Origin of the sequence: Streptomyces sp. NBC_00028, from assembly GCF_045041065.1 — a bacterium.
Taxonomy (GTDB): Bacteria; Actinomycetota; Actinomycetes; order Streptomycetales; family Streptomycetaceae; genus Streptomyces.
This window is the reverse complement of sequence record NZ_CP108293.1, coordinates 9,178,660-9,203,109: the sequence shown is the minus strand read 5'-3', so window position 1 is coordinate 9,203,109 and position 24,450 is coordinate 9,178,660. Positions and strand designations below refer to the sequence as shown.

The 24,450-nt window shown below is 72.1% G+C and carries 26 protein-coding genes; 13 read left to right on the top strand and 13 right to left on the bottom strand.

Features of this window, described 5'->3' with window-relative positions; genetic code table 11:
* Positions 1 to 46 precede the first annotated feature (46 nt).
* Positions 47 to 400, top strand: coding sequence for an ArsR/SmtB family transcription factor (locus OG885_RS41700; protein WP_405741562.1), 354 nt, complete (start codon positions 47 to 49; stop codon positions 398 to 400).
* An 8-nt stretch (positions 401 to 408) separates the two neighbouring features.
* Here the strand turns inward: OG885_RS41700 and OG885_RS41695 are convergent, their stop codons facing one another.
* Positions 409 to 1,074 (bottom strand): SDR family NAD(P)-dependent oxidoreductase, encoded by a 666-nt coding sequence (locus OG885_RS41695; protein ID WP_405741560.1) that lies wholly within the window; start codon positions 1,072 to 1,074, stop codon positions 409 to 411.
* 285 nt (positions 1,075 to 1,359) lie between these two features.
* Between OG885_RS41695 and OG885_RS41690 the strand changes: the two genes are divergently transcribed.
* Positions 1,360 to 2,433, top strand: coding sequence for a hypothetical protein (locus OG885_RS41690; protein ID WP_405741557.1), 1,074 nt, complete (start codon positions 1,360 to 1,362; stop codon positions 2,431 to 2,433).
* On the opposite strand, the gene OG885_RS41685 is transcribed toward OG885_RS41690, so the two are convergent.
* A complete protein-coding gene (locus OG885_RS41685) occupies positions 2,426 to 3,112 on the bottom strand; it encodes a maleylpyruvate isomerase N-terminal domain-containing protein (protein ID WP_405741554.1) in 687 nt (228 codons plus the stop codon). The two genes, OG885_RS41690 and OG885_RS41685, sit on opposite strands and share 8 nt — an antisense overlap.
* A gap of 50 nt (positions 3,113 to 3,162) precedes the next feature.
* A complete protein-coding gene (locus OG885_RS41680) occupies positions 3,163 to 4,212 on the bottom strand; it encodes a hypothetical protein (RefSeq protein WP_405741551.1) in 1,050 nt (349 codons plus the stop codon).
* A 293-nt stretch (positions 4,213 to 4,505) separates the two neighbouring features.
* Between OG885_RS41680 and OG885_RS41675 the strand changes: the two genes are divergently transcribed.
* From OG885_RS41675 to tgmB, 3 genes are all read left to right on the top strand, one after another.
* The gene (locus OG885_RS41675) at positions 4,506 to 4,775 is read left to right on the top strand and encodes a YkvA family protein (protein WP_405743125.1); all 270 of its coding nucleotides are present in this window, start codon (positions 4,506 to 4,508) and stop codon (positions 4,773 to 4,775) included.
* 190 nt (positions 4,776 to 4,965) lie between these two features.
* A complete protein-coding gene (gene tgmA / locus OG885_RS41670; RefSeq protein ID WP_329342691.1) occupies positions 4,966 to 5,157 on the top strand; it encodes a putative ATP-grasp-modified RiPP in 192 nt (63 codons plus the stop codon).
* A 16-nt stretch (positions 5,158 to 5,173) separates the two neighbouring features.
* Positions 5,174 to 6,151 (top strand): ATP-grasp ribosomal peptide maturase, encoded by a 978-nt coding sequence (gene tgmB / locus OG885_RS41665; protein ID WP_405741548.1) that lies wholly within the window; start codon positions 5,174 to 5,176, stop codon positions 6,149 to 6,151.
* A 3-nt stretch (positions 6,152 to 6,154) separates the two neighbouring features.
* Here tgmB and OG885_RS41660 read toward each other — a convergent pair whose 3' ends face one another.
* Positions 6,155 to 6,373 carry a hypothetical protein gene (locus OG885_RS41660; protein WP_329342688.1) on the bottom strand — a complete coding sequence of 73 codons (219 nt, stop codon included), beginning with the start codon at positions 6,371 to 6,373 and terminating at the stop codon, positions 6,155 to 6,157.
* A 102-nt stretch (positions 6,374 to 6,475) separates the two neighbouring features.
* Positions 6,476 to 6,931, bottom strand: a complete 456-nt coding sequence (locus OG885_RS41655) for a hypothetical protein (RefSeq protein ID WP_405741545.1) — start codon at positions 6,929 to 6,931, stop codon at positions 6,476 to 6,478.
* A gap of 179 nt (positions 6,932 to 7,110) precedes the next feature.
* Between OG885_RS41655 and OG885_RS41650 the strand changes: the two genes are divergently transcribed.
* Positions 7,111 to 8,079 (top strand): GlxA family transcriptional regulator, encoded by a 969-nt coding sequence (locus OG885_RS41650; RefSeq protein WP_405741542.1) that lies wholly within the window; start codon positions 7,111 to 7,113, stop codon positions 8,077 to 8,079.
* A gap of 7 nt (positions 8,080 to 8,086) precedes the next feature.
* On the opposite strand, the gene OG885_RS41645 is transcribed toward OG885_RS41650, so the two are convergent.
* Positions 8,087 to 8,275, bottom strand: coding sequence for a DUF5133 domain-containing protein (locus tag OG885_RS41645; RefSeq protein WP_399962165.1), 189 nt, complete (start codon positions 8,273 to 8,275; stop codon positions 8,087 to 8,089).
* Positions 8,276 to 8,511: 236 nt separating this feature from the next.
* Between OG885_RS41645 and OG885_RS41640 the strand changes: the two genes are divergently transcribed.
* Entirely contained in the window at positions 8,512 to 8,856 is a 345-nt protein-coding gene (locus tag OG885_RS41640) for a hypothetical protein (protein WP_405741539.1), read from the top strand.
* A 147-nt stretch (positions 8,857 to 9,003) separates the two neighbouring features.
* Here the strand turns inward: OG885_RS41640 and OG885_RS41635 are convergent, their stop codons facing one another.
* Together OG885_RS41635 and OG885_RS41630 are read right to left on the bottom strand one after the other, a co-directional pair.
* Positions 9,004 to 10,776 (bottom strand): ABC transporter ATP-binding protein, encoded by a 1,773-nt coding sequence (locus tag OG885_RS41635; RefSeq protein ID WP_405741537.1) that lies wholly within the window; start codon positions 10,774 to 10,776, stop codon positions 9,004 to 9,006.
* A 95-nt stretch (positions 10,777 to 10,871) separates the two neighbouring features.
* The gene (locus tag OG885_RS41630; RefSeq protein WP_405741534.1) at positions 10,872 to 11,729 is read right to left on the bottom strand and encodes an aldo/keto reductase; all 858 of its coding nucleotides are present in this window, start codon (positions 11,727 to 11,729) and stop codon (positions 10,872 to 10,874) included.
* Between the two features lie 207 nt (positions 11,730 to 11,936).
* Here OG885_RS41630 and OG885_RS41625 point away from each other — a divergent pair, with 207 nt between their 5' ends.
* Entirely contained in the window at positions 11,937 to 12,824 is an 888-nt protein-coding gene (locus OG885_RS41625; RefSeq protein WP_405741531.1) for a Gfo/Idh/MocA family protein, read from the top strand.
* Positions 12,825 to 12,842: 18 nt separating this feature from the next.
* Here OG885_RS41625 and OG885_RS41620 read toward each other — a convergent pair whose 3' ends face one another.
* Genes OG885_RS41620 through OG885_RS41610 form a run of 3 tightly spaced genes read right to left on the bottom strand, consistent with a single transcriptional unit; the run spans position 12,843 to position 15,105 of the window.
* Complete coding sequence (locus tag OG885_RS41620) at positions 12,843 to 13,805, bottom strand: phosphotransferase enzyme family protein (protein ID WP_405741528.1); 963 nt, start codon at positions 13,803 to 13,805, stop codon at positions 12,843 to 12,845.
* A 49-nt stretch (positions 13,806 to 13,854) separates the two neighbouring features.
* Positions 13,855 to 14,181, bottom strand: a complete 327-nt coding sequence (locus tag OG885_RS41615) for a hypothetical protein (RefSeq protein WP_405741525.1) — start codon at positions 14,179 to 14,181, stop codon at positions 13,855 to 13,857.
* A 33-nt stretch (positions 14,182 to 14,214) separates the two neighbouring features.
* Complete coding sequence (locus OG885_RS41610; protein ID WP_405741522.1) at positions 14,215 to 15,105, bottom strand: GNAT family N-acetyltransferase; 891 nt, start codon at positions 15,103 to 15,105, stop codon at positions 14,215 to 14,217.
* Positions 15,106 to 15,343: 238 nt separating this feature from the next.
* Here OG885_RS41610 and OG885_RS41605 point away from each other — a divergent pair, with 238 nt between their 5' ends.
* A complete protein-coding gene (locus tag OG885_RS41605) occupies positions 15,344 to 16,420 on the top strand; it encodes a PP2C family protein-serine/threonine phosphatase (RefSeq protein WP_405741519.1) in 1,077 nt (358 codons plus the stop codon).
* On the opposite strand, the gene OG885_RS41600 is transcribed toward OG885_RS41605, so the two are convergent.
* Positions 16,407 to 18,656, bottom strand: coding sequence for an MMPL family transporter (locus OG885_RS41600; protein WP_405741516.1), 2,250 nt, complete (start codon positions 18,654 to 18,656; stop codon positions 16,407 to 16,409). The two genes, OG885_RS41605 and OG885_RS41600, sit on opposite strands and share 14 nt — an antisense overlap.
* 141 nt (positions 18,657 to 18,797) lie before the next feature.
* On the opposite strand from OG885_RS41600, the gene OG885_RS41595 reads away from it, so the two are divergent.
* Entirely contained in the window at positions 18,798 to 19,004 is a 207-nt protein-coding gene (locus OG885_RS41595; protein WP_399962146.1) for a hypothetical protein, read from the top strand.
* Positions 19,005 to 19,040: 36 nt separating this feature from the next.
* Here the strand turns inward: OG885_RS41595 and OG885_RS41590 are convergent, their stop codons facing one another.
* Entirely contained in the window at positions 19,041 to 20,177 is a 1,137-nt protein-coding gene (locus OG885_RS41590) for a sulfite oxidase (protein WP_405741513.1), read from the bottom strand.
* A gap of 136 nt (positions 20,178 to 20,313) precedes the next feature.
* Here OG885_RS41590 and sthA point away from each other — a divergent pair, with 136 nt between their 5' ends.
* The 3 genes from sthA (at position 20,314) to OG885_RS41575 (ending at position 24,449) form a co-directional block, all read left to right on the top strand.
* A complete protein-coding gene (gene sthA, locus OG885_RS41585) occupies positions 20,314 to 21,723 on the top strand; it encodes a Si-specific NAD(P)(+) transhydrogenase (RefSeq protein ID WP_399962141.1) in 1,410 nt (469 codons plus the stop codon).
* Positions 21,724 to 22,011: 288 nt separating this feature from the next.
* Positions 22,012 to 23,484 (top strand): APC family permease, encoded by a 1,473-nt coding sequence (locus OG885_RS41580; protein ID WP_405741510.1) that lies wholly within the window; start codon positions 22,012 to 22,014, stop codon positions 23,482 to 23,484.
* Positions 23,485 to 23,495: 11 nt separating this feature from the next.
* Positions 23,496 to 24,449, top strand: coding sequence for a hypothetical protein (locus tag OG885_RS41575; RefSeq protein ID WP_405741507.1), 954 nt, complete (start codon positions 23,496 to 23,498; stop codon positions 24,447 to 24,449).
* Position 24,450 lies beyond the last annotated feature (1 nt).

The following is a 24,450-nucleotide window of genomic DNA, read 5'->3' as shown; positions in this document are numbered from 1 at the left end:
GACCGCCGTACCATGGCGGCACCGCAGTCGCCCCGAGGGAGTCCCCATGGCCCGCCCCCGCACCGCCCCACGGACGGTGGAGCACCCCGCCGTGGCGGAGGTGTCGCTCCAGCAGGTGCTGGAGGCCCTGGTGGACCCGGTACGGCGGGCCGTCGTCTCCCAACTCGCGGGCGCCGGTACGGAGCTGAGCTGCGGCACGTTCGACGTGGCGGTGTCCCGGTCGACGCTGACGCACCACTTCAACGTGTTGCGGGAGGCCGGTCTGATCCGGCAGTACTACGTCGGCACCACCAAGATGAACGCGCTGCGCGCACAGGAGATGCAGGAGCGCTTTCCCGGGCTGCTGTCGGCCCTGGTGGACGCCTCGGCCCGGGAGGCCCGGCACACCGCCACCCGGTGAGGACGGGCTCAGGAGTCCAGGTCGTCGGCGAAGTGCCGGAAGCCGTGCCGGTCCTGGTGGAGTTGCCACAGGGTGTCCGCCAGCACCTCCGGGTCCTTGCGGCGGTGCCCGGGGACGATCGCGCCGGGAATGACCAGCTGGGCGACATGGATGCCCTCGCCCGCGAGGCTGTCGTGCAGCAGATGGCCGTACGCGCTCTGCGCGGCGAACGCGATCGACGTACCGGCGCGGTCGGGGTGGGGGACGACGGCGGTGCCGCCGTTGACGAACAGGATGGTGCCGCGGCCGAGTTCGCGCATGCCGGGCAGGACCTGCTGGACGGCGGTGACGGGGCCGTAGACGGAGAACTCGACCGGCCCGGTGAGGTCGGCGTGGGTGGTCTCCAGGACGGGCCGCATGAAATCGGGCTGCGGGACCGGGCTGTACTGGAGGACCTCGATCGGGCCCAGTGCCGCCCGCGCCTCGTCGAGGGCGGCCGCCAGGGTCTTCGGGTCGCGTACGTCGGCGGTGAAGGCGCGGGCGGTGACGCCCTGGCCGGTCAGGCCGGCGGCGAGGGCGCCGGTGCGCTCGGGGGTGCGGGCGACGAGGGCGACGTCGAAACCCTCGCGGCCGAAACGATGGGCCACGGCGGCGCCCAGTCCGGGGCCGGCGCCGATGATGGCGATGGTGGTCATGGGGACCATCCTTCCCCCGCGGGGGCCGAAGCGCGCCGTACAACCCTCCCCCGAACAGGACCCGCCCCGATGCGGATGGTGGGCGGGCCCTGTTCGTGCAGGTCATTGTGGTGGCCCCGACCGCCGCGCGACACGGGTGAAGGACGCCCACCCGACGTACGTTCCGCACACCCCGGGTGATCCGTGCCGCCGGGCGTGTGTCTCACCTGTCGACCCCGCCCGATCTCCAGCCGCTCGCGAAGACGATACTGGGAGTCGCACGCGCCCCCGCCCTCAGATGGACTCATGCCGATCTCCTCCACCGCCCCGTCGCCCACCTCGATCCCCTCCACCGTGTGGCAGGCCCGTGGCCGCCATGTCGACTCCGCCGCGGCGGACGTCCTGCGCGCCTCCCATCTGCGGCAGCTCAAGGAGGAAGGCGTCGTCGACGACTTCCAGGAGCTGCCCGAGGAACGTGTCTTCGAGGCCCGCTGGCGGGTCGAGGGCGAGGTGACCGTGCGGGCCCGGCTGACCCTCACCGACGAGGAGTGGGTGCTGGTCGCGGAGGCGGAACGGGCGTGGAACCCGGCCTGGCCCTCCCCCGCCGGCAAGTTCTGGCCGCTCGGCCCGGAGGCGGAGTGGGACCACGACACGGTCGTCGGTCTGCGCCTGCGGCACGTGAACCGGCTCCCCGAGGACGACCAGGAGATGCGGCGCCTGCTCAAGAGCTGTGCGCGTGAGTCCTGGGCGGTCCATGTCGTCGTCCACGAGGCCATGACCCCGGACGAGCGGGGCCTGCGTCCGCTGGCCGGGCTGCTGCCGCCGGGCCTGGAGCATCGCGTGGTGGAGCACCGCGCCGCGCCCCATCAGTTGCGGGCCGTCAACTGGGCGCTGAAGGCCCTCGACGTGCAGGTGCCGCGCGGCGGTGCCGTCGTCCTGCCCCCGCTGCCCGACGGTCACGAGGCCGATGAGTTCACCGTCCGCAGCGTCTTCCTCGACGGAACGCCGCCCACGGAGCTGATCGACGTCCTGACCCGGTTCGCCGCGCTGCCGAGGCGGTTGCCCGGCGACGCCGAGGGCGCGGTGACCGCCCTGCGTGAGCGGTGGGGGCTGCTGACCGTCGAGGAGGAGCTCGCCCGGCAGCGTGAGCTCGTCGCGATGTACGCGGACGCGCTCGATGCCATGACCAAGTCCCGGGATCTGTACCGGGAGGCCGCCGAACGGGCCAACGAGGCGCTGGCCGCCTACCGCGCGGCGGGCGTCCCCGAGCCGCCCGCCGCCACCGCCGAGCAGCAGCCCGCCTCCCCGCTTCAGCAGCTGACCCGCACCTTCGAACGCCTCAAGCGCAAGCCCTCGAAGGACGGCGACGGCGTCAGCTGAACAGCGGGACACGCTCCGCGTCGGCACCCAGCGACCGGCGTTCGGCTTCCGTCAGGGGCACGCGCCCGGTGGCCGCGCGGGCGTAGTGCTCGTCGCTCCACGCCAGGGGAACGGGGCGGCCGAGGAGTCCGTCGAGGGTGGCGCGTACCGCGGCCAGGCCCGCGGGTGACGGTCCCGGAGCGTCGGGGAGCTCCACGACGAGGTCGAGGTGGTGGATCGCGGCCTCGACGGCCAGGGTCGTCATGAGGTCCCCGGCGGTCAGCACATGGCCCTGGGTGGCGACGAGGCGGTCCGGCGCCGTCGCGGCGGCGGCCGTGACGGTCGCCGCCGCGGTCTCCAGGTACAGCTCGCGCAGCTGGCCGAAGTCCAGGAACATGCTGGCGCCCACCCGGATCCAGCGCCGTCCGTTGGCCGCACCGACGGGGTCGGGCCGCCAGTCCCGCCAGTAGGTGACGGCGTCGCGGTCGGGGGGTCCGGTGGCCGGCGTGTGCAGGGCGACCAGGGCGCGTTGGCAGTCGGTGACGCAGTGCAGGATCAGATCCCGCACCGCCCATCCCGTGCACCCGGTGGACCGCCACGATTCCTCGTCCCCCAGGGGACGCACGACGTCCGCGAAGGCCGTGTAGGCGGCGCGCAGCACGTCGGCCGGTGGCCTGGTGTCGGCTGGTGCGATGGTCATGGCGCCAGCGTAGGCGCCATGACCATGACGGTGAGCGGGCGTACGGGTCGTCAGTTCGCCGTGCGCTGCGCCTCCGTCAGCAGCCGTTCGGTCCTCTTCGGGACCGCGGGCGCGGTGGCCAGCCGTACGACCAGGGCGGTGAGCGCGGCGAGGGCGGCGCACACGGCGGCCAGTCCGGCGGCCCAGGCCGGGACGAGGGTGAGGTCGAGCGTCCGGGAGAGCCTGCCCGCGTCGAAGCGGGCCGCGTACAGCTGGGCCGCGGCCAGGGCCGCCGGCAGCAGGACCGCGCCGGTGAGCACCGGGGCCGAGGGGCGCATCGTCACGAGCAGGCCGAGGAGCAGGCACAGCCCGGCGAGAGCGAGGACGAGGCCGTAGCGGCGCAGGGAGACGCCGTCCCGGTGGAGCGGGAAGTACGCGACGGCGCACAGGAACAGGGCCAACGCGGCCAGTCGTGCGGGCCAGAGGGGCGGGGCGCCGCGAAGGCGCGGCCGTGCGGTGCGCGGCACCGGCGTCTCGTCGGCCGCCCCGGTGTCGGCCGTCTCCGGCGGTCCGTAGGGTTCGGCCACGTCGGCGGGGTGCGGTGGGTGGGCTCCGCCGCGTTCCTCGGCCAGGCGGCCGATCAGTTCGACGAGTTCCTCGACGGGCCGGCCGGTGGCGGCGGCCCGGACCGCTTCCCGGCCGCAGTGGGGTTCCAGCGGGGCCTGTTGGAGGAGGGCCATCAGCCGGGTCACCTCCTCGACGGGGCGGGACTCGGCCGCGGCGCGGATCGTCTCGTCGGCTCCGGAGGCGTCCCGGGGCGGCCGAGTCAGCAGGACCACGAGCCGGGTGACGTCGTCCACGGAGCGGTGCACGCCGACCGCGCGGAGGGCGTCGGCCGTGGCCCGCGCGTACTGCGGGGACTGCTCCAGCAGAGTGATGAGCTGGGCCACCTCCTCCAGGGGGCGGTCGGCCACGGCGGCACGTACGAGGCCGTCGACCGGATCGCCGTACGCCGCAACGCTCCCGTCCCCTCGCTCCCCGGCCGGTGTGAAGGGGCTGATCGGCTGGGTGGGGGATATGGCGGGGTCGTTCGACTGGGGTGTGGACGGGCGACTGGTCATGCGCGGCTCTCCAAAGGAGTGGGATGCGGCCGCCGCTACTGCGCCCCCGAGGCGCGAAACGCAACATTACGGTGACCATTAGTAGGGGCCCGCGGCCGCCCGTGCCACTCGGACGGGCCACGGGTATGACGGCCGCCTGATGCCCACACCTCCGCACCCCCACTGGTGGTCGATGACACCGGTTCGGATCCGGTCGGCCATACCCGCGGCCGGAGCGGGAATCCGTGAAGACGTGTACACAACCCGATGCCGTGCACCCGATATGAGGAGGGCCCGTGGACACGACCTCCACCATGGTCGTCGCCGCAGCGGTGCTCGCGGCGGTTCTGCTGGCCGTGGCCGTGGCGGTCTTCGCACGACTGCTGCGCGCCCGGCGGGACTTGAGGCGCGCGGGGTTGCCGACCGGTCCGCGCTGGGTGTTCTGGGGCGCCCTCGCCTACTTCCTGCTGCCGACCGATCTGCTGGTCGACCCGGTCTATCTCGACGACATCGGCGTGCTGTTGCTCGCTCTGCGCAGCATGCGCGCGTATGCGGAGCGTGACCGTTTCGGCGATACCACCTGATCACACGCCCCAAGCACGTCACCCGCCTCCCCCGTCCCCGAACCCCCAACGGCCTCTGGTGACACAGAGTAAGGAAACCAATCACTCGTTCGATTCGTATAAGTCTCAGGAGGCCGACGGCAGTCGGCTCCCCGAGCGACGGTGCAAGTGACCATCGCTGGTTCGGCGCAGGACCCACGAGGGAGAGACGATGCAACCGTTCGCGCTCAACTACGCCCGTCCGGCAGCACAGTCGGAGGCCACCGCTCCGTATGTGTACGACTCCGGGCGGCAGTTGAACGTGCTTTCGGACGGGCGGATAGCCGCCCACGACCTGGCGTTGCTGAGAGAGTTGGGCACGACGACCTCCACAGCCGGTTCGAAGACGCACTTCGACGACTGAACACGGACCGGCGCACATGACTGTGTTGATCCTGACCTGTGAAGAGGACGTGACGGCCGACATGGTGGTCGTCCAGCTCCACGCGACCGGGGTGCCGGTGGTCCGGCTGGACCCCGCCGACCTGACCGGGAACGTGGCGCTGTCCGGGGAGTACGTGCACGGCTCCTTCCGGGGCCATCTGTCGTCGGGGGGCCGGCTGGTGAGCATCGGCGGGCTGCGGTCCGTGTGGGTGCGCAGGCCGGGCACGGCGGCGACCCGGGCGGCCGAGCCGTCCGACTGGCTGACGGAGGAGTCCTCGCAGGCCCTCTACGGCATGCTGCGCAGCTCGGGAGCACGGTGGATGAACCATCCCGACGCGGCCCGCCGGGCCCGGCACAAGCCCTGGCAGCTACGGCTGGCCCAGCACTCCGGGCTGCCCGTTCCCGCCACGCTGATCACGACGTTCCCGCAGGCCGCCCGCGAGTTCGCCGAGCGGTACCCGGATCTGGTGGTCAAGCCGGTGTCGGGGGCGCATCCGCAGGACCCGCCGAGGGCGGTGCCGACCAGCAGGGTGGCGCCGGACGCGGACTTCGGCGCGGTGGCGTTCGGCCCGACGCTGCTCCAGCGCCGGATAGCCAAGCGGGCGGACATCCGGCTCACGGTGGTGGGTGAGCGGATGCTGGCCGCGCGCAAGCCGACGGCGGCGGACGAGAGCGAGGTGGACGTCCGCTTCGCCTCCCCGGACCGTCCGTGGCGCGCCACGGATGTCCCGCCGCGGGTCGCCGACGCGGTGCACGCCTATCTGAAGGGCGCCGAACTGGCCTACGGCGCCTTCGATTTCGCCGAGGACGCCGACGGGACGTGGTGGTTCCTGGAGTGCAACCAGTCGGGGCAGTTCGGCTTCGTGGAGGTGGAGACGGGTCAGCCGATCGCGCGCACCATCGCCGAGTGGCTGGCCCGTCCGGCGCCCGACGAAGGGGCTCGGGTCAACGGCGTGAACACCGCGCTGACCTGACTGTCACAGCTGTCCGGGGCCGGGCATGAGCGCGTTGCGCTGCCATCCCGGGGGCGGGGGCGGCGAGGGCAGTTCGCCGAGATGGGCGCGGCTCATGGACTGGAGGGGCTGCATGACGAACTCCAGTTCCCTGCTGACTCGCTCGGCCTCCCTGCGAACCTGAGTGGGTATGTCGCCGCGCTCCGCGATGAGTCGGTCATAGATGGGGGAATCCTGGAACACCCGTCAACGTGCCTTTCGTGTCACGGCCCACAGGTATGGGCACGGCTGTCGAGTCTAGGCGCCCGTGCACACTGCGGGGTGAATTCCACCGTTCGGCTTGACTCAGGCGCCCGTCGTGGAGCCGGGCCGGATGATCATGAGGACGGTGACGGTGGCCCACAGGAGGTTGAAGACGCCGGTGAACATGGCGAGTTGGACCGTGCCGACCCGCTCGACGGAGCGGCCCGCGTCGAGTTCCTCCAGGAGTTCCTCCTGCCGGGGCAGGACGAAGGCGACGAGGACTCCGGCCGCCGCGGCGGTCAGCGCCATGGACGTGATCAGCCAGCCGCTGCCCAGCACGCCCATCGCGGCGGCGGTGGCGAAGCCGAGGAGAGGCACGGCGAGGCCGAGAGCGGCGTAGACGCGGCAGATGCGGTGCAACAGGGCGGCGGTGCCCGCGCCCACCGGGTTCCCGCCCGCCCGGCGCACCGCGGGCGGGAACATGCTGGCCGCGACGGTGACGGGGCCGACGGCGACGATGGCGGCGAGGACATGCAGGGACAGCAGGAGCTTGGTCATCGAGGTGAGGTCCAGGGTCGGTCGAGCAGGGTCGGCGGCCCACGTTAGGGATCTTCGTGTGCGGCGCACAGGGGCTGGAACGACAGGAACCAACGGATTCCCGCCAAGGCGCCTCGCCAGCACTTCTCACCCTGACCCGGGGTCACAGGGCTGGCGGGAACCTGCCTATCGTGGCCGTCATGCACACCGTGGCGATCCTGGCTCTCGATCTCGTCGTGCCGTTCGACATGGCGGCGCCGATGCAGGTCTTCGACTGGACGCGGCTGCCCGACGGCCGAAGTCCCTACCGGGCCCGGCTCTGCGCCAGTACTTCGGAGGTACGGGCCGACGGGGGCTTCTCGCTCCGCGTGGAGCGCGGCCTGGAGGCGCTGGCGGACGCGGACACGATCATCGTGCCCGGCTGCTCCCCCGAGGCGGGGCCGACCCCCGCTCCCGTCCTCGCCGCCCTGCGGCAGGCGGCCGAGGCCGGCACCCGGATCGCCTCGGTCTGCGCGGGCGCGTTCGTCCTCGCGGAGGCCGGGCTGCTGGACGGGCTGCGCGCCACCACCCACTGGGTGGCCGCGGGCGAACTGGCCCGCCGCTTCCCCCGGGTGCGGGTGGAGCCGGACGTGCTCTATGTCGACAACGGACGGGTCCTCACCTCGGCGGGTGCCGCCGCGGGCCTCGACCTGTGTCTGCACATGATCCGGCGCGACTTCGGGTCGGCCGTGGCCGCCGACGCCGCGCGGATGTCCGTCATGCCTCTCGAACGGGAGGGCGGGCAGGCCCAGTTCATCGTGCACGACCATCCGCCCGTGCCGCGCGGCTCGACCCTCGAACCGGTCCTGGAGTGGATCGAGGACCACCTGGCCCAGGAGATCACCCTGGGCCGGATGGCGTCCCGGTCGGGGATGAGCGAACGCACCTTCAGCCGCCGGTTCCGTGAGCAGACCGGCACCACACCGCTGCAGTGGCTGCTGCGGGCGCGGGTGCGGCGCGCCCAGTACCTGCTGGAGAACAGCGACCATCCGATCGAACGCATCGCGCGGCAGGCCGGATTCGGTTCCCCGACCGCGTTCCGCGAACGGTTCAGACGCGTGGCCGGAACCACCCCGCAGGCATACCGCGCGGCGTTCCACGGGGCGCCGCAGACCCCGGCGCCCCGCTGAACCCGGGCTACAACAGGGCGTCCGCCTTGTCGAGGGCGTCGTGGACGGCGGTGGCGCCCATCAGGACGCACAGGGTGTAGCTCACGTCCTCCAGCTCCCTCGCGACCATGACGTCCCCTCGCTCCGCGTGGGCGATCCGGAGTGACGCGTACCGCGTGAGCAGCTTCCTGACGACCTTAGGGTCCGGCACGAGCACGAAAGGCCCCTCTCTCCACGATCCGTTGGGCGGGAACCGGCGGCGAAGCGGTCATATCTCCCGCCTCCCGGCCCGCAATTGACGGAATCCTGGCTGTCCGTGCCCGAGTACCGCTCGATTCCGGCCTGCGGGAGACCCACAGGAGTGACGTTCCGGCGACCCTGGAACCGACCCGCTTCCCCACGGGCCGTCGGCAGTTGAACAGGGCGCAGACCCTCGCACGAACGGTGTACGCCATGAACTGCCTCACCCGCCTGCTCTGCGCGCTCTACGTCGCCACGAGCGCCGGACTCTCCTGGACCGCGGTCCTGCAGTACCGGCACGGCCCCGTCTGGGCCGTGTACCTCTGCGCCGCCGCGAGCCTCGTCCCGGTCATCGCCGTCGTCCGCGAGGCCGAATGGCACGAGCTCACGAAGGCCGGCCCCGCCGGTTCGGTGACCGGGCTCGACCTCGCCGAGGCCGCCGACGACGTCGTACAGGCCGAACTCGACGCCGCGTGCTGCGAACGCTGGTGGACGAGTTGCGGCACCGACCACGACACGCGCTGCCCACACCGCGTCCCGCGCAGCAGCGCGGCCTGAGACCGGGACAGCGCCACCGCACGGCCGCAGAACCGCGGTCCGAGGCGGCGCACCGGCGTCGCCCGCAGACCGTTTCCCTCCGCCGCCCGCCGGTCGAGGCCCCGCTCCGCTTGGGCGGGACCTCGACCCGGCCTCGACCGACGGGCCTCAGGCGACCTGCCCGCTGTGCAGCGCCGTGTACGCACCGCCCCTGCGCAGCAGTTCCTCGTGTGTGCCGATCTCCTGGATACGGCCCTCGCCCATCACGACGATCCGGTCCGCGCCCCGCACGGTGGACAGCCGGTGGGCCACCACGAAGGTGGTGCGCCCGTGCAGGAGCCGGGCCAGGGCCTCCTGGACGAGCGCCTCCGAGCGGGTGTCCAGCGCCGAGGTCGCCTCGTCGAGGACGAGGACCCGGGGGTCCCGGATCAGGGCGCGGGCGATGGCGAGCCGCTGCCGCTGGCCGCCGGACAGCCGGGCCCCGCGCTCACCGACCACCGTGTCCAGGCCCTGCGGCAGCCGGTCCACGAACTCCAGCGCGTTGGCGTCGCGCAGCGCGGCGCGCACGGTGTCCTCGTCGGCCTCGTCCTCCATGCCGTAGGCGACGTTCTCCCGGATCGTGCCGTCGAACAGGATCGACTCCTGCGGCACCACCGACACGAACCGCCGGTACGTGCGCAGGTCGAGGTCGTTCATGTCGGTGCCGTCGAGCAGCAGCCGGCCCGAGGTCGGGCGGATGAAGCCGATGACGAGGTTGAGGACGGTGGACTTGCCCGCCCCGGAGGCACCCACGAGGGCGACGGTCTCGCCGGGCCGCACCGAGAGGGTGAAGTCGTGCACGGCGGGCCGCTCGCCCTCCCCGTAGGTGTGGCCGACCCGCTCGAAGGCGACGGCGCCGCGGACCTCGCCGACCTCGGACTTGCCCGCGTTGTCCTCCAGTTCGGGCGCCTGGAGGACCTCGCCCACCGAACGCACCGACTCCAGGCCCTTGGTGATGACCGGTGCGAGACCCGCCAACGTGGTCGTGGAGTTGGTGAGGGTGGTGAGGAACGCGCTGAGCATCACCACGTCGCCGGGGGTGACACCCCAGACGTCGTAGTACGACACCAGCGCCGCGCCCGCGAGGACGAGCACGCCGACGACGTTGAGCACCACCCAGGCCAGCGAGCCGAAGCGGCCGTTGACGAGGTCGAGGCGGTTGCCCGAGGTGAGCAGCCGGTCCAGGGTGCCGTCCATCCGGCGCAGCGCCTTGCGCTCCAGGCCGTGGGCGCGGGTCACGGGGATCAGCCGGGTCATCTCGGTCACCCGCGACGACAGGGTCTCGACCTCGTGCCGGAAGTGCTCGTTGTGGGTGCGCAGCCGGGCCCTGAGGCGGGCCACGACGAGGGCCGCGGCGGGGACGACGACGAGGAACACCGGCAGGAACTCCGGCGTGCGGATGCCGATGATGACCAGGCCGCCGATGAGCACGGTGCCCGCGCCGAGGCCGGTCTCCGCGGTCTGCTGGACCATCTGCTCGACGGTCTCCACGTCCCGTACGACCTTGGCCTGGAGCACGCCCGCGCTGACCCGGGAGTGGTAGCCGATGGAGAGCTGCTGCATGCGGGTGCACAGGGCGGAGCGCAGCGAGGTGCCCATGCGGCGCACGCTGCCGTACAGGAGACGGACGTAGAGGACGTGCAGGGGGTAGTTGACCAGCAGGATGAACAGGATGATCCCGGTGCTGAGCCAGAGGTCGGTGATCGGGCCGTGCTGGACGACGGTGTCGATGATGGACGCGGTGATCAGCGGGAGCAGCCAGATGGGGCTGTGCTTGACCGTGAAGATGCCGACCGCCGCGGCGAGGCGGCGACGGTCGGCGCGGAACAGATAGGCGAGGGTGCGGATGGGGTGCTCGCCCCGGTAGCGGTGGTCGAGCGGTCTCTCCAACGGCGAGGCCATTGGCGGTGGTCCTTCCCAGGGTTCGGGTGGTCGGGCGAGCACTCCATCAGGACCCGCCCGGCTGGGCAAGCGCTTTCTGCCCGGGCTTCCCGGGGCTACACCTGGTCGAGCGTGTCGATCTCCTCGGCGCTCAGGACGAGTTCGGCCGCGGCGAGGGAGTCGAGGATGGTCTCCGGCCGGCTGGACCCCGGGATCGGTACGACGACCGGCGACTTGGCGAGCATCCAGGCCAGGCACACCCGCTGCGGGCTGACCCCGTGCGCCTCGGCGATCCGGGCGAACGGCGCGTAGGCGGAGCCGAGTTCGCCGGCCCGGGAGATGCCACCGAGAGGGCTCCAGGGCAGGAAGGCGACACCGAGTTCGTCGCACAGCTCCAGCTCCGGCTCGCTGGAACGGAAGGCCGGGGAGAACTGGTTCTGCACGGAGACCAGGCGTCCCCCGAGGATCTCGTTCGCCTGCCGGATCTGCTCCGGGTTCGCGTTGGAGATCCCCGCCATCCGGATCTTGCCCTCGTCCAGCAACTCCCGTACGGCACCGACGGAGTCGGCGTACGGCACCCGGGGGTCGGGGCGGTGGAACTGGTAGAGCCCGATGGCCTCGACACCGAGCCGGCGCAGCGACGCCTCGCAGGCCTGCTTCAGATGGCGCGGGCTGCCGTCGAGGGTCCAACTGCCGTCGCCGGGGCGCAGATGGCCGCCCTTGGTGGCGACGAGGACCTCCGCGCCCCGGTCGTGGGAGGCGAGCGCCTTGGCGATCAGGGTCTCGTTGTGGCCGACCTCGTCGGCGCCCAGGTGGTAGGCGTCCGCGGTGTCGATGAGCGTCACGCCCGCGTCGAGGGCGGCGTGCAGGGTGGCGAGGGAGCGGTCCTCGTCCGGGCGCCCCTCGATGGACATGGGCATTCCGCCCAGGCCGATGGCGCTGACCTCGACGTCACCGATGCGTCGCGTGTGCATGGGATCGTGACCTCTTTCCTGCCGAAGTGGCTCCGGCTGCCTGCCGGACACTCGTCTCAGCCTGAACGGGTCCTGGCCGACAGGTCCAATAGAAGAAAGCGAACGGATTCAGCACCGCGGGGACTGAATTGCCGGGTGTGTCGACCGGACCTCAGGTCGATGTGGCACGCTCGCCCTCGACCAGCAAGAACGGCGAGAGGCGGCGGCATGCGCATCGGACTGCTCGGTACCGGCCCGTGGGCCGAAGGGGCGCACGCGCCCGCCCTGAGCGAGCACACGGAACTGTACTTCGCCGGGGTGTGGGGTCGTCGCCCGGAGGCCGCGAAGGAGTTGGCGGGCCGGTTCGGCACCCGGGCCTACGACGACGTCGACGCGCTGTTCGCCGACGTGGACGCCGTCGCGATCGCGCTGCCGCCCCAGGTGCAGGCCGGTCTGGCGGTGCGGGCCGCGCGGGCGGGCTGCCATCTGCTGCTGGACAAGCCGCTCGCGCCGACCGTCGAGCAGGGCCGGGCCGTGGTGGAGGCGGTACGGGAGGCCGGGGTCGCCTCGGTCGTCTTCTTCACGACGCGTTTCCAGAGCGTGACCGAGGCGTGGATCATCGAACAGGCCGCGGTGGACGGCTGGTTCACCGCGCGGGCGGAGTGGCTGGGCGCGGTGTTCACCACGGACAGCCCGTTCGGGGCGTCGCCGTGGCGGCGGGAGAAGGGCGCGCTGTGGGACGTGGGCCCGCACGCCCTGTCGGTGCTGCTGCCGGTCCTCGGCGACGTACAGCGGGTGGCGGCGGCCGCGCACGGCCCGGCGGACACCGTGCATCTCGTCCTGGAGCACACCGGCGGCGCGTCGAGCACCCTCACCCTGAGCCTGACGGCTCCCCCCGCCGCGGCGGGCGCGGCCGTGGAACTGCGGGGCGAGGCCGGAGCGGTGCTCCTGCCGCGAAGCCCGGAAGGCGCGGTCCCCGCCCTCGTCCGCGCCGCGGACGCCCTCCTCGACGCGGCCAGCACCGGCCGACCGCACCCGTGCGACGCGGCGTTCGGACTGCGCGTCACCGAGATCCTCGCCACCGCCGAGACACTCCTGAGCGCCGACCGCGACTGACGCTCGGGCTGCTGATGATCAGGCCGCGACGGTCTCCGCGAGGCGGGTCACGGCGGCCACGTCCGGCAGGGTCGCCAGGGTGTCGACGACCCTGCCGCTCGCGAACTCCCGTTGCTCGGCGGTCGCTTTCGGGTCGATGGCGCACTCGGCCTGGACGTACACGAAGTTCAGGTCCGTGGCAAAAAGCATCGAGAAGGAGTCGAGGCCGGTGATCCCGGCGGGGCCGCCGGCGTCCCGGTAGGCCCGGGTGAGCCGGCGTGCGGCGTCGGCGGAGAAGGCGTTGCCGCCCGCCCACCTGTACAGGACGCGGGCGAGTTCACGGTCCGCCGCGACGGGCCCCGCGTTGTCCCAGTCGATGAGGGTCGGTCCGGCCGGGCCGACGAGGACGTTCTGGGGCTGGAGGTCGAGATGGGACGTCACCACGCCCTTCGGCTCCGACGGGGCGACGTGCCGCGCCAGTTCCGGCATCCGCGTGTCGAGGAACCGGCCCAGCGCGTCCGACCACGGCACCCCGGCCTGGCGCACCTCCTTGGACAGCCTGGTCCAGTCGGACTCCTGGGGGCACTCCTCGTACCAGGCGTCCGGCGTCTCGGTCGTCCCCTCGCCGGCCCGGTGCAGGATCGCCAGCGTCCGCCCGCACCAGCTCAGGATCTCCGGATCGGCGGGATCCGCCTCGCCGCCGCCGACCCAGTCGTACACCTTGACGTAGGACCCGTCGAGTCGCGTGACATGGGCGCCCGCGCGGTTGGCCATCAGCCGGGGCGCGGAGATCCCCAACTCCTCGGCGGCGTCCCGCAGCGCGGCCTCCCGCCGCACCTGTTCCTCGTCGCAGCCGAAGAGCAGTTCCTTCACCGCCCACGCGGTGCCGCCGCCCGACAGCTTCCAGATCTGCCCCAGCGCGCCACGGGCGACGGGGGACATGGTCCACGGCCCGTCGCCGAGTGCGTAGTGGTCGGCGACGGCGTCGGCTGCTCGCTGCACAGGGGTCCTCTCCACGGTTCTCGACCGTCCAGGATCCCAGGTGGGACGACTACGCGTCGAACGGTTTGTCGCTCCACCGGAACCACGCCCGGTCGCCGTCGATGTGCAGCAGGAACTCGGGGACCGGGCCGTCCGGCGAGAGCAGCGACACACGTCGCCGGATCTCGTCGTAGGCCCGCTCCCACTCCGCCCAGTGACCGTCCTCGTCCCGTTCGGCCAGGGCGAGTTCCCGCGCGAACAGTTCGCGTACGGAGTCGTAGCCGGGCCCCGCCGTGAAGCGGCCCGAGAGCCAGGGGAAGTCGGCGTCGTCGATGAGGATCTCCCCCACCGGCTCCTCGCCGCCGCGTACCTGCCAGACCTGGCCCTCGAACCCCACTACGCCTCCGTCACCCGGTACCGATGGTCTCGCTCACCTTGCCAGATGGAAGTTGACCCGCTCCCGGGTCACCGGATAGCCGGCCTTCGCGAAGTGCGCGGCCATGGGGAAGTTGCCCTGGTCGGTGGCCGCGACGATGTACTCGGCGCCCTGCTCGACGAGGTGGTGGGTGCACTCGGTCAACAGGTCGTAGGCGTAGCCGTGTCCGCGCTGCTCCGGTACGACGCCGATGAAGGCGACGATCGGGGCCTGATGGTTGCGGGCGGGGATGTGGATGCCGGCCAGTTCGCCGTCCGGCGTGCGGGCGACCTGCCACCACTCGCGCGAGGAGGGGCACCAGCGGAAGAAGTCGAGTTCCTCCTGGGCGGCCCGGTCCAGGCCCCCTTCCTCGGCGGCCTTCGCGCCGTGCGCGTCGAGGGTGACGGAGTGGATGCGGCGCAGGGCGTCGAAGAAGACCGCGTCGTCGGGCTCGGGGCCGTAGACGAGGCGGCCGGGGCGCTCGGGCAGGCCGCACTCGGGCGTCCAGCGGTACTGAAAGCGCTCGACGAGGAGCTCGTACCCGGCCGCTCGCGCGGCCTCGAAGCGGGCCTCGACCTCGGGGCGCAGGCCCGGGTCCTCGCGCCAGCCGGGCGGCAGGCTGAAGTCGAGGTCGACGCGCCAGGGCGCCGTGCGCAGCAGTTCCGCCGCTGCCTCGGTCTCGCCCTCGGCCATGTCGAGGCGGTCGACGCAGAGGGGCTCGGTGTCGTCGGGGCCGCCCCACCAGGCGGCGCGGGCGACGATCCGGCCGTCGCGCAGGGCGACGCGCTGCCAGTCGGGGCGGTGCCGGGTCAGCGGGTGCGCGGCGCGCACACCGAGCGGGTCGGGCAGGGCGTCGAAGTCGTGAGCGGTGCTCTCGTCGAGCGGGCGGATGACCAGACCGGTCATGGATTCCTCCGGGATGCAAGCTGCGGTAAGCGCTCCCGGGAAGTCAGACACGCACGCCCGGGGCAACGGGAAGGGAGCGCTGGATAGGGGTGAACTGCACGGCACTCGCCTCCTTCCGTCGGTCCTGGGGCGTGACGGGGACACGTTAGGAGACCGGTCGGCCGAAGGTCCAGCGAATTAACGGGGTGAGCACTGCCCTCGGCGTGCGCCCCACCCCTGGGCGGTGGACCGTGGAGGCGTGGGCAAGGAGTGGGAGCCGGAGCGGCGAACCTGGCTGGGCGGGGCGCCGCCGCCCGGGTGGGTGCGGGTGCTGCCCGCCGCGCTGCTGGGCGGGGTGTGCGCGGCGACCCTGGTGAGCCCGGAGCCGTTGGACATCGGCTTCCTGCTGGGCGCCATCCCGCCGCTTGCCGTGCTGTCGTACGGCCCCCGGGCGACCGCCGTGCTCGGCGCCCTCGTGGTGACCGTCCTGGTCGTCCCGGCGTTCCGGCTCGACGACCCCGGCAGCGCCGACCTGCTCACCGTCGCCTTCGTCTCGGCGCTGAGCGTGGTCGTGTCGTACGTGCGCAGCCGCCGGGACGCCCAGCTGGTCACCGAGCGGGCGGTCGCCGAGGCCGCGCAGCGGGCCGTCGTGCCGCCGTTGCCCGAGCGGGTCGGGCCCGTGCGGTGCGTGGGGCTGTACCGGGCGGCGCAGCGCGGGACGCTGGTCGGCGGCGACTTCTTCGACGTACGCCAGGGGCCGCACGGTGTGCGGGCGGTGATGGGGGACGTGCAGGGGCACGGTCTTGCGGCCGTCGCCACGGTCGCCTCGCTGCTGGGCGCCTTCCGGGAGGCGGTGCTGGACGAGCCGGACCCGGAGTCGGTGGCGGCGCGGCTCGACCGCCGGCTGGTGGTGGACTCGGCGGACGTGGAGCACGCCGAGTTGTTCGCGACCGCCGTGCTGCTGGACTTCGCCGCCGACGCCCGGGCCGTGCGGATCGTGGTGTGCGGGCATCCGGCGCCGGTGCTGCTGCGCGGGGGGCGGGCCGTGGAGCTGGAGGTGGCGGCCGGTGCGCCGCTGGGGCTGGGCCTCGTCGAGGCCGGGATTCCGACCGGGCTCACGGTGCCGTTGCGGGGCGGTGACCGGCTGTTCCTGGCGTCCGACGGGGTCAGCGAGGCCAGAGGGGCGAGCGGGGTGTTCTATCCGCTCACGGAGCGGCTCACCGGCTTCACGGACCTCGAACCGGCGGTCCTGGTGGAGCGGGTGTGGCGTGACCTGCTCGGCCACTGCGGAACCGCCGTCGACGACGTGACGATGCTCGTCCTCAGCCCTGCATGACCTTCGGCCGCTCGGCCATCGCCTGCTGGTCCCCCTCGGCGTCGATGTGCGGCAGGATCCGGTCCAGCCACCGCGGTGTCCACCAGGCGTGCCGGCCGAGCAGGGTCATCACGGCGGGCACCATCAGCAGCCGCACCACGGTCGCGTCGATCAACACGCTCACCGCGAGGCCCAGTCCGAGCATCTTGACCACGATGTTGTCGCTGACGATGAACGCGGCGAACACACTCACCATGATCAGTGCCGCGCAGGTGATGACCCGCGCGGTGATCTCCAGCGCGTGGGCGACCGACGCCTTGGCGTCCCCGGTGCGCAGCCAGGCCTCGTGGACGCGGGACAGCAGGAAGATCTCGTAGTCCATGCTCAGCCCGAAGATGATCGCGAACATCATCATCGGCACATAGCTCTCGATGGGCACCTTGCCCGAGACACCGAGCGCGGGCCCGCCCCAGCCCCACTGGAAGACGGCGACGACGACCCCGTACGAGGCCGCGATCGACAGCACGTTGAGGACGGCCGCCTTCACGGCGACGAGCAGGCCCCGGAAGACGGCGAGGATGATCAGGAAGGCCAGGGCGACCACCACGCCGATGATGAGCGGCAGCCGGCTGGACACGATGTCGCGGAAGTCGACCTGCGCGGCCGTGGTCCCGGTGACGTAGCCCTGGGCGTCGGTGCCGGAGACCGCGGCGGGCAGGGTGTCGTCGACCAGGCGGTTCGTCAGGTCCGTGGTGTCGGCGCTCTGCGGGGACTGCTTGGAGTAGACGGTGCCGATCAGGACGTCGCCGTCCTTGGTGGTGGACAGCGGAGTGACGAAGGCCGCGCCGGACACGGCGTCAAGGGTCTTCGGGACCTGCGTGGCGAGGGTGGAGCGCTGCGAGGACGAGGCGGCGGTCTGGTCGATGACGACGGTGAGCGGGCCGTTGGAGCCGGGTCCGAAGGCGTCCGTCATCAGGTCGTAGGCGCGCCGGTCGGTGAAGGAGGTGGGGTCGGCGCCGTCGCCGATGTGGCCGAGCTGGATGGAGAAGACGGGGATGGCGAGGACGACCACCGTCACCACGCCCGCGGCGAGATAGCGCAGGGGGTGGTGTTCGACGCGCTGGGCGTAGCGGTGCCAGGTGCCCTGCGGGGTCTCCCCCGGGGCGGCGTCGGTCTCGGCGACGGGGCGGCGCACCCGGTAGCGGTCGATGCGGGTCCCGATGAGGCCGAACAGGGCGGGCACCAGGGTGAGTGCGCCGAGCACGGCGGACACGACCGTCACGGCCGCGGCCAGGCCGAGTTTGCTGATGAAGGTCACGCCGGACGCGGACAGACCGCCGAGCGCGACGATGACCGTGCAGCCGGAGACGAGGACGGCCCGGCCGCTGGTGGCGTTGGCGCGGCCCGCGGAGACCACCGGGTCGGCGCCGTCCATGAGGTTCTGCCGGTGCCGGGTGATCTGGAACAGGGCGTAGTCGATGCCGACGCCCAGACCGATCATCGTGGCCAGGGTGGGCGAGACGGTGGCGAAGGTGAACGCGGCGGCGAGCAGTCCCAGACAGGCCAGCCCGCCGAGGACGCTGAGCAGGGCGGTCACCAGGGGCAGGCCCGCGGCGATCACACTGCCGAAGCCGATCAGGAGGACGACGATCGCGACCGCGAAGCCGATCAGTTCGCTCACCCGGTCGTCGGCGGCGGGCCGCGCCAGCTCGCCGAGCGGTCCGCCGTACTCGACATCGGCGCCGGCCGCCCGCAGCGGCTGCACCGAGCTGTCCACGCCGTGCAGGTAGTCGTCGCCGAGCGTCGAGGGCTGGACGTCGAAGCGGACGGTGACGTACGCCGTCTTCGCGTCCTTGGACAGCGGTCCGACCGGCGAGGTGGAGGCGGTCAGCGGGTTCTGGACGGCCAGGACGTGCGGCAGCTTCTGGAGGTCGCCGACCGTCGTCGACATCTGGGAGTCCAGCGAGGTCAGCGCCTTCTGCCCGTCGTGCACGACGATCTGGCTGCTGTAGCCGCCGGCCGCCGGATCATGCTTCTTCAGGACGTCCAGACCCTGCTGGGACTGCACGTCCGGCAGGGAGAAGTTGTCCTCGTACTCGCCCCCGACGGACCGGTTGAGGATCTGGAGGGCGACGATGGCGACCAGCCAGGCCACGAGGACGATCACGAAATGGCGGGCGCACCACTGCCCCAGCCGCCGCAGTCCCCCGGTGGCGGCGGGCCCCCCGTCCCCTGGCGTGCTGCGGGTGGGTGACATGGCATCGACCTTTGCTCGCTACCCCCATTAGACGCCCGCCCGATCCGGTCGGCACCCCGGGCCCGGTCTCTCCGGATGCACACGGCGCCCGCCGGGTTAATGGTGATATCGGACCCGATGACGACCCGAGGAGCACCCATCATGCCGACGTCACAGCCCGGCGCGTCCGGGCCCGCCGAGGACCGCGCCACCCCCGACGAGCTGCTCCACACCCGGACCGGCACCGAGGTGTCGCCCGAGGACGTGGTCCTCGCCGCCGGCCGGGACCTGACCCCGCGCAACCTGGAATGGGCCAGGCGCAAGCTGGAGGCGGAGGGGCCCGCCGCGCTGGAGAAGCTGCTTCCGTAGACGTAAGGCCTTCCGGGCCCGGCACGCGCCGGGCCCTCACTCCCCCGTGGCCGCCTCCTCGTCGACGCAGAGCACCGGCACCCGCTGGACGAGGTTGACGGCGAAGCCGCCCCGGTTCCAGGGCGGTTCCAGGGGCTGGGTGTGGCCGTCGGCGTCGGTGGCCCGCGCGCTCAGCGTGTGCGCTCCGGGTGTCGCCGTCCAGGTGGCGTGCCAGCGGCGCCACGCCCAGCGATGTCCGCCGTCGGGCGTCAGTTCGGCCTCCCGCCAGGTCCGCCCGGCGTCGGTGCTGACCTCGACCCGGGTCACGGGCGCCCGTCCCGACCAGGCGCGCCCCTCCAGCGGCACCGGGCCGGGCCTGACCACTCGGGTCCGCGACATGAAGTCCGGGAATCCCGGCGGGACCAGCAGGGCGCGCGGCACGATCCGGGTGACGGGCTCGCCCGCGTCGCCCGGGTCCTGGCGCAGCCGGTAGGCGACGGACTGCTGGAAACCCGTGAACTCCGTGTCGACGACGGTCACCTCGCGCAGCCACTTCACATGCGCCATGCCGTACCAGCCGGGCACCACCAGCCGCAGGGGGCGGCCGTGCTGCGGCGGCAGCGGGGCGCCGTTCATCGCGTACGCCACCAGCACCTCAGGCTCGGTGCCGGTGGCGGCCCCGATCGGGAGGGCGCGCCGGTAGTCCTGCTCGACACCCCGCTCCACGCCATGGTCCGCGCCGGTGAACACCACGTCCACGGCGCCGGGTTGGACGCCCGCCCGCTCCAGCAGCAGCCGCAGCGGTACGCCGGTCCAGTCGGCGGTGCCGACCGCCTCGACGAGCCAGGGCTGGCTCACCGGGCGGGGCGCGAGCAGGGCCCGGCCGTTGCCCGCGCACTCCAGTGTCACCCGGGTGGTGACCTGGGGGAACGCCCGCAGATCGGCCGGGGTGAGGCGGACCGGGCGGCGGACCAGGCCGCCGACGGTGAGCGCCCAGTCGGTGTCGTCGGGGACGTACGGGATGTCGTAGTGCGTCAGTACGTAGTGCAGGCCCGGCGGGGTGACGTCGTAGCGCAGGGCTTCCAGGGGCAGACCGTGGTTGCGGGTGGCGAGGGCCAGCTCGTCGCGGCCGATGCCCTCGTCGGGGGCGGCCAGCCGGGCGGGGGCGCTCGCATCGCCGATTCGATGACCCATGACGGCATTGTCACGCCGAGGGCCGGGTTCGGCACCCGCTCGGCACCTGCTCGACTGCGGCGGTCCAACTGATCATCGGCGTCGGTGAGTTGCTCGGTCTTCCGCAGCGCACCCTCGGGCTGCCAGACTCCGGAGGGTGCCTGACTTCGACTTCGACCTGCTCGTCATCGGATCCGGTCCGGGCGGCCAGAAGGCCGCCATCGCCGCGGCCAAACTGGGCCGCCGGGCGGCCATCATCGACCGCCCCGACATGGTCGGCGGGGTCTCCATCCACACCGGCACCATCCCCTCCAAGACCCTGCGCGAGGCGGTGCTGTACCTCACCGGTCTGACCCAGCGCGATCTGTACGGGCAGAGCTACCGGCTGAAGGAGGACATCACCGTCTCCGATCTGACCGCGCGCACCCAGCACGTGGTCAGCCGTGAGGTGGACGTCATCCGCAGCCAGCTGTCCCGCAACCACATCCCCCTCTACGCCGGAACCGGCCATTTCGTCGACCCCCACACCGTCGCCCTGCGCGAGGTGACCGGTCATGAACGGCTGCTGAGCGCCGAGCACGTCGTCATCGCCACCGGCACCCGGCCGGCCCGCCCGGACAGTGTCGAGTTCGACGGGCGCACCATCATGGACTCCGACAACGTCCTCGCCCTGGAGCATGTTCCGCGCTCGATGGTCATCGTCGGCGCCGGGGTCATCGGCATGGAGTACGCGTCCATGTTCGCCGCGCTCGGCAGCAAGGTCACCGTGGTGGAGCGGCGGGCCGGGATGCTCGACCTGTGCGACGTCGAGGTGATCGAGTCGCTCAAGTACCACCTGCGGGACCTGGCCGTGACCTTCCGGTTCGGGGAGACGGTGGCCGCGGTGGAGCGGCATCCGCGGGGCACGCTGACCGTCCTGGAGAGCGGCAAGAAGATCCCGGCCGACGCCGTGATGTACTCGGCGGGCCGCCAGGGCCTCACCGACGATCTCGACCTCGACAAGGCGGGGCTGTCGGCGGACCGGCGCGGGCGGATCACGGTCGACGAGTTCTACCGCACCGAGGTGCCGCACATCTACGCGGTGGGAGATGTCATCGGCTTCCCGGCGCTGGCCGCCACCTCGATGGAACAGGGGCGCTCGGCCGCGTACCACGCGTTCGGGGAGCCGGTCGGGCGGATGCACCACCTCCAGCCCATCGGTATCTACACCATTCCCGAGATCAGCTTCGTGGGCCGGACCGAGGACCAACTCACCGAGGAGAGCGTCCCGTTCGAGGTCGGTATCTCCCGTTATCGGGAGCTGGCCCGCGGACAGATCATCGGTGACTCGCACGGCATGCTGAAGCTGCTGGTGTCCCCCGAGGACCGCACCCTGCTCGGTGTGCACTGCTTCGGTACCGGCGCCACCGAGCTCATCCACATCGGCCAGTCCGTCATGGGCTGCGGCGGCACGGTCGACTATCTCGTCGACGCGGTGTTCAACTACCCGACGCTCGCGGAGTCGTACAAGGTCGCCGCTCTCGACGCCACCAACAAGCTCCGCCAGATCGACCGCATCGGCGACTGAGCCTCCCCCCGACTCCGCCCCGGGCAACGCCCCTGACCTGCGGCGGAGTTGGAAACGGGAGATTGCCCTCCGCCCAATCTTGAAAGGCCGACGGGTAGGGCTATCATCACTCGCACACACGGTGTGACCGTCTGCCGACGCAATGCTGAACGGTGTCTGCCGCCCCCCTTTGTGCCGCCCCTTGCCCGAGGCCATCCCTCGTCGTGGGAGGCGGGTTCCACCCCCCACCCCCCAACGCCGTCGGGGCCTGGTCGTCCCTGCGTCGTGCACGACGGAAAGCAGCAAGTCATGAGCAACAACAGGGGCAGAGGGCTGCAGGCCAACGCCCTCGGTACCTTCGACACGGTGGTGATGGCCGTCGCGGGCAGCGCCCCGGCGTACTCGATCGCCGCGACCACCGCCGTCCTCGTCGGCGCGGTGGGCCTGGCCAGCCCGGCCGCCCTGCTGTACTGCGCGATCCCCATGCTGGGCATCGCCCTCGCGTTCAGCTATCTCAGCCGCATCGACGTGAACGCGGGCGCCAGTTACTCCTGGGTGGGCCGCACGCTCCACCCGTTCCTCGGCTTCCTCAGCGGCTGGGCCCTGGTGGTGTCGGCGACCATCTTCATGGTGGCCGGTTCGCTGCCCGCCGGGTCGATGACACTGGCCCTGTTCGACGAGGAACTCGCCGAGAACACGGCCCTGTCGACGCTGGTCGGCGCGGCCTGGTTCGTGGTGATGCTGCTGGTGGTGCTCGGCGGCGCCCGGCTCACCGTCCGCGCCCAGTTGCTCATGTCCGGCATCGAACTCGCCATACTCGCCCTGTTCGCGGTGCTGGCCCTCTTCCACTCGGACCACGCCCGCGCCTTCGACTGGTCCTGGCTCGGCTTCGGCCAGTTCGACGGCGTCTCGGGCTTCGCGTCGGGGGCGCTCATCGCGGCGTTCTACTACTGGGGTTGGGACGTCACCAGCAACCTCTCCGAGGAGACCCGCAACAGCCGTCGTACGACCGGACTCGCGGGCCTGATCGGCGTGGGCATCGTCTTCCTGCTCTTCGAGGCGTTCACCATCGCGGTGAACGTGGTGCTCTCCTCGCGGCAGATCGAGGAGAACGACGCCAACGTGCTGGCGGTGCTGGGTGAGGAGCTCTGGCCGGGCTGGGGCGGCAAGCTGCTCGTCGTCGCGGTGATGCTGTCGACCATCGCCACGCTGGAGACCACCCTCATCCAGGTCACGCGTTCGCTGTTCGCGATGGGCCGCGACCGTACGATGCCGTCGGCGCTCGGCAAGGTGCACCGCCGGTGGAACACGCCGTGGGTGGCCATCGGCGTGGTCGGAGTGGTGGCGCTGGTGATGCTGATCGCCTCCAACCTGCTGGGCACGGTGGGCGACATCCTCTCCGACGCGATCTCGGCGATCGGCCTCCAGATCGCCGTGTACTACGGGCTCGCGGGCCTCGCGGTGGTCGTCGCCTACCGCAAGATGCTGCTGAAGTCGGCGGCCAACTTCCTGCTCGGCGGCCTGTGGCCGCTGCTCGGCGCCGTGTTCATGTTCTGGATCTTCGTCGAGTCGCTGAGCGAACTGAGCGCCGCCGCGATCACCATCGGCATCGGCGGTCTGGCCGTCGGAGTGCTGCCGATGCTCTGGTACTGGCGACAGGGCAGCGACTACTACCGCCCCGCCAAACTCGACGCCACGCACACCGTGGAGGCGGACTACGTCCCCGACGGTGTCGTGGTCGCGCAGTCCCGTGTCCACCAGGGTCTCCCCACCGACTTCTGAGGGAGCCCGCCATGGCGCGAGACCGCTTCTCCCTCGACTTCGATCCCGACTGCGGTGACACGGCCCTCACCGACGCCCGCCACGACATCGTCATCGGCCGCTGGCAGGGGCTGCGGGAACTGCTGCGCGCGACCGGCCCCGAGTGGCTCAGCCGCGGCCACCGCGTCCGGCTGCTCGCCCAGGCCTGCGCGGGCAGTTCGACGGCCGAGTCATGGCTGGCCGCCGAGCCGCACAGCGGTGACGCGCTGGTGCTGCGGGCGGCGACGGAGACGGCGCGGGCGTTCAACGTGGCGATCGCCGCGGGCCGTGGCGTGCCGATCGACCAGCACCGCATCGACACCGCCGTGCTGTCCTGCCTCCAGGCCGCCGACGCGTATCCGGACGATCCCACGCCCTGGATCTCCCTCATCTCCGTCGCCCGGCTGTACCCCTCGGGGGTCCGCAGACAGGAACTGGCGCGCTGGTGGGACGAGTTGCACCGACGTGACCCCTACAGCGTGGAGGGCCATCTCCAGATACTCCACTACTACTCCTCCCGCTGGCACGGCACGCACGGCCTGATGTACGACTTCGCCCGCGACGCCGCCGGGGTGGCACCGCCGGGATGCGCGCTGCCGGTGCTGGTCCAGTACGCCCGCGTCGAGGAGTACCGCTACGCCCTGGACGCGGCCAAGGGACGGCAGTCGGCGGTCGGCCTCGCCGAGCACTGGACCCACGACGGCGCCGTCAGCGACGTACGCCGCACCTGGCAACGCTGGTTCGCCGACCGGCCGGGCACCACGATCGCTCCCGGCGAACTGCGCGACCTCAACTACCTGACCCACGCGGCCTGTCACGCGGGCCTGACGGACATCGCGGGCACGCTCCTGCGCGTCCAGGGCCCGCGCGCCACACGAACGCCCTGGTCGTACACGGGAGATCCGGAGAAGCAGATCCTGAAGTGGCGCAAGGACCTTCGGTTGTGAG

What these genes read in the sequence shown, in the direction of transcription:
- OG885_RS41700 (WP_405741562.1), top strand. Translation starts at nt 47, where the DNA reads ATGGCCCGCCCCCGCACCGCCCCACGGACGGTGGAGCACCCCGCCGTG.
- OG885_RS41695 (WP_405741560.1), bottom strand. Translation starts at nt 1,074, where the DNA reads ATGACCACCATCGCCATCATCGGCGCCGGCCCCGGACTGGGCGCCGCC.
- OG885_RS41690 (WP_405741557.1), top strand. Translation starts at nt 1,360, where the DNA reads ATGCCGATCTCCTCCACCGCCCCGTCGCCCACCTCGATCCCCTCCACC.
- OG885_RS41685 (WP_405741554.1), bottom strand. Translation starts at nt 3,112, where the DNA reads ATGACCATCGCACCAGCCGACACCAGGCCACCGGCCGACGTGCTGCGC.
- OG885_RS41680 (WP_405741551.1), bottom strand. Translation starts at nt 4,212, where the DNA reads ATGACCAGTCGCCCGTCCACACCCCAGTCGAACGACCCCGCCATATCC.
- OG885_RS41675 (WP_405743125.1), top strand. Translation starts at nt 4,506, where the DNA reads ATGGTCGTCGCCGCAGCGGTGCTCGCGGCGGTTCTGCTGGCCGTGGCC.
- tgmA (WP_329342691.1), top strand. Translation starts at nt 4,966, where the DNA reads ATGCAACCGTTCGCGCTCAACTACGCCCGTCCGGCAGCACAGTCGGAG.
- tgmB (WP_405741548.1), top strand. Translation starts at nt 5,174, where the DNA reads ATGACTGTGTTGATCCTGACCTGTGAAGAGGACGTGACGGCCGACATG.
- OG885_RS41655 (WP_405741545.1), bottom strand. Translation starts at nt 6,931, where the DNA reads ATGACCAAGCTCCTGCTGTCCCTGCATGTCCTCGCCGCCATCGTCGCC.
- OG885_RS41650 (WP_405741542.1), top strand. Translation starts at nt 7,111, where the DNA reads ATGCACACCGTGGCGATCCTGGCTCTCGATCTCGTCGTGCCGTTCGAC.
- OG885_RS41640 (WP_405741539.1), top strand. Translation starts at nt 8,512, where the DNA reads ATGAACTGCCTCACCCGCCTGCTCTGCGCGCTCTACGTCGCCACGAGC.
- OG885_RS41635 (WP_405741537.1), bottom strand. Translation starts at nt 10,776, where the DNA reads ATGGCCTCGCCGTTGGAGAGACCGCTCGACCACCGCTACCGGGGCGAG.
- OG885_RS41630 (WP_405741534.1), bottom strand. Translation starts at nt 11,729, where the DNA reads ATGCACACGCGACGCATCGGTGACGTCGAGGTCAGCGCCATCGGCCTG.
- OG885_RS41625 (WP_405741531.1), top strand. Translation starts at nt 11,937, where the DNA reads ATGCGCATCGGACTGCTCGGTACCGGCCCGTGGGCCGAAGGGGCGCAC.
- OG885_RS41610 (WP_405741522.1), bottom strand. Translation starts at nt 15,105, where the DNA reads ATGACCGGTCTGGTCATCCGCCCGCTCGACGAGAGCACCGCTCACGAC.
- OG885_RS41600 (WP_405741516.1), bottom strand. Translation starts at nt 18,656, where the DNA reads ATGTCACCCACCCGCAGCACGCCAGGGGACGGGGGGCCCGCCGCCACC.
- OG885_RS41595 (WP_399962146.1), top strand. Translation starts at nt 18,798, where the DNA reads ATGCCGACGTCACAGCCCGGCGCGTCCGGGCCCGCCGAGGACCGCGCC.
- OG885_RS41590 (WP_405741513.1), bottom strand. Translation starts at nt 20,177, where the DNA reads ATGGGTCATCGAATCGGCGATGCGAGCGCCCCCGCCCGGCTGGCCGCC.
- OG885_RS41580 (WP_405741510.1), top strand. Translation starts at nt 22,012, where the DNA reads ATGAGCAACAACAGGGGCAGAGGGCTGCAGGCCAACGCCCTCGGTACC.
- OG885_RS41575 (WP_405741507.1), top strand. Translation starts at nt 23,496, where the DNA reads ATGGCGCGAGACCGCTTCTCCCTCGACTTCGATCCCGACTGCGGTGAC.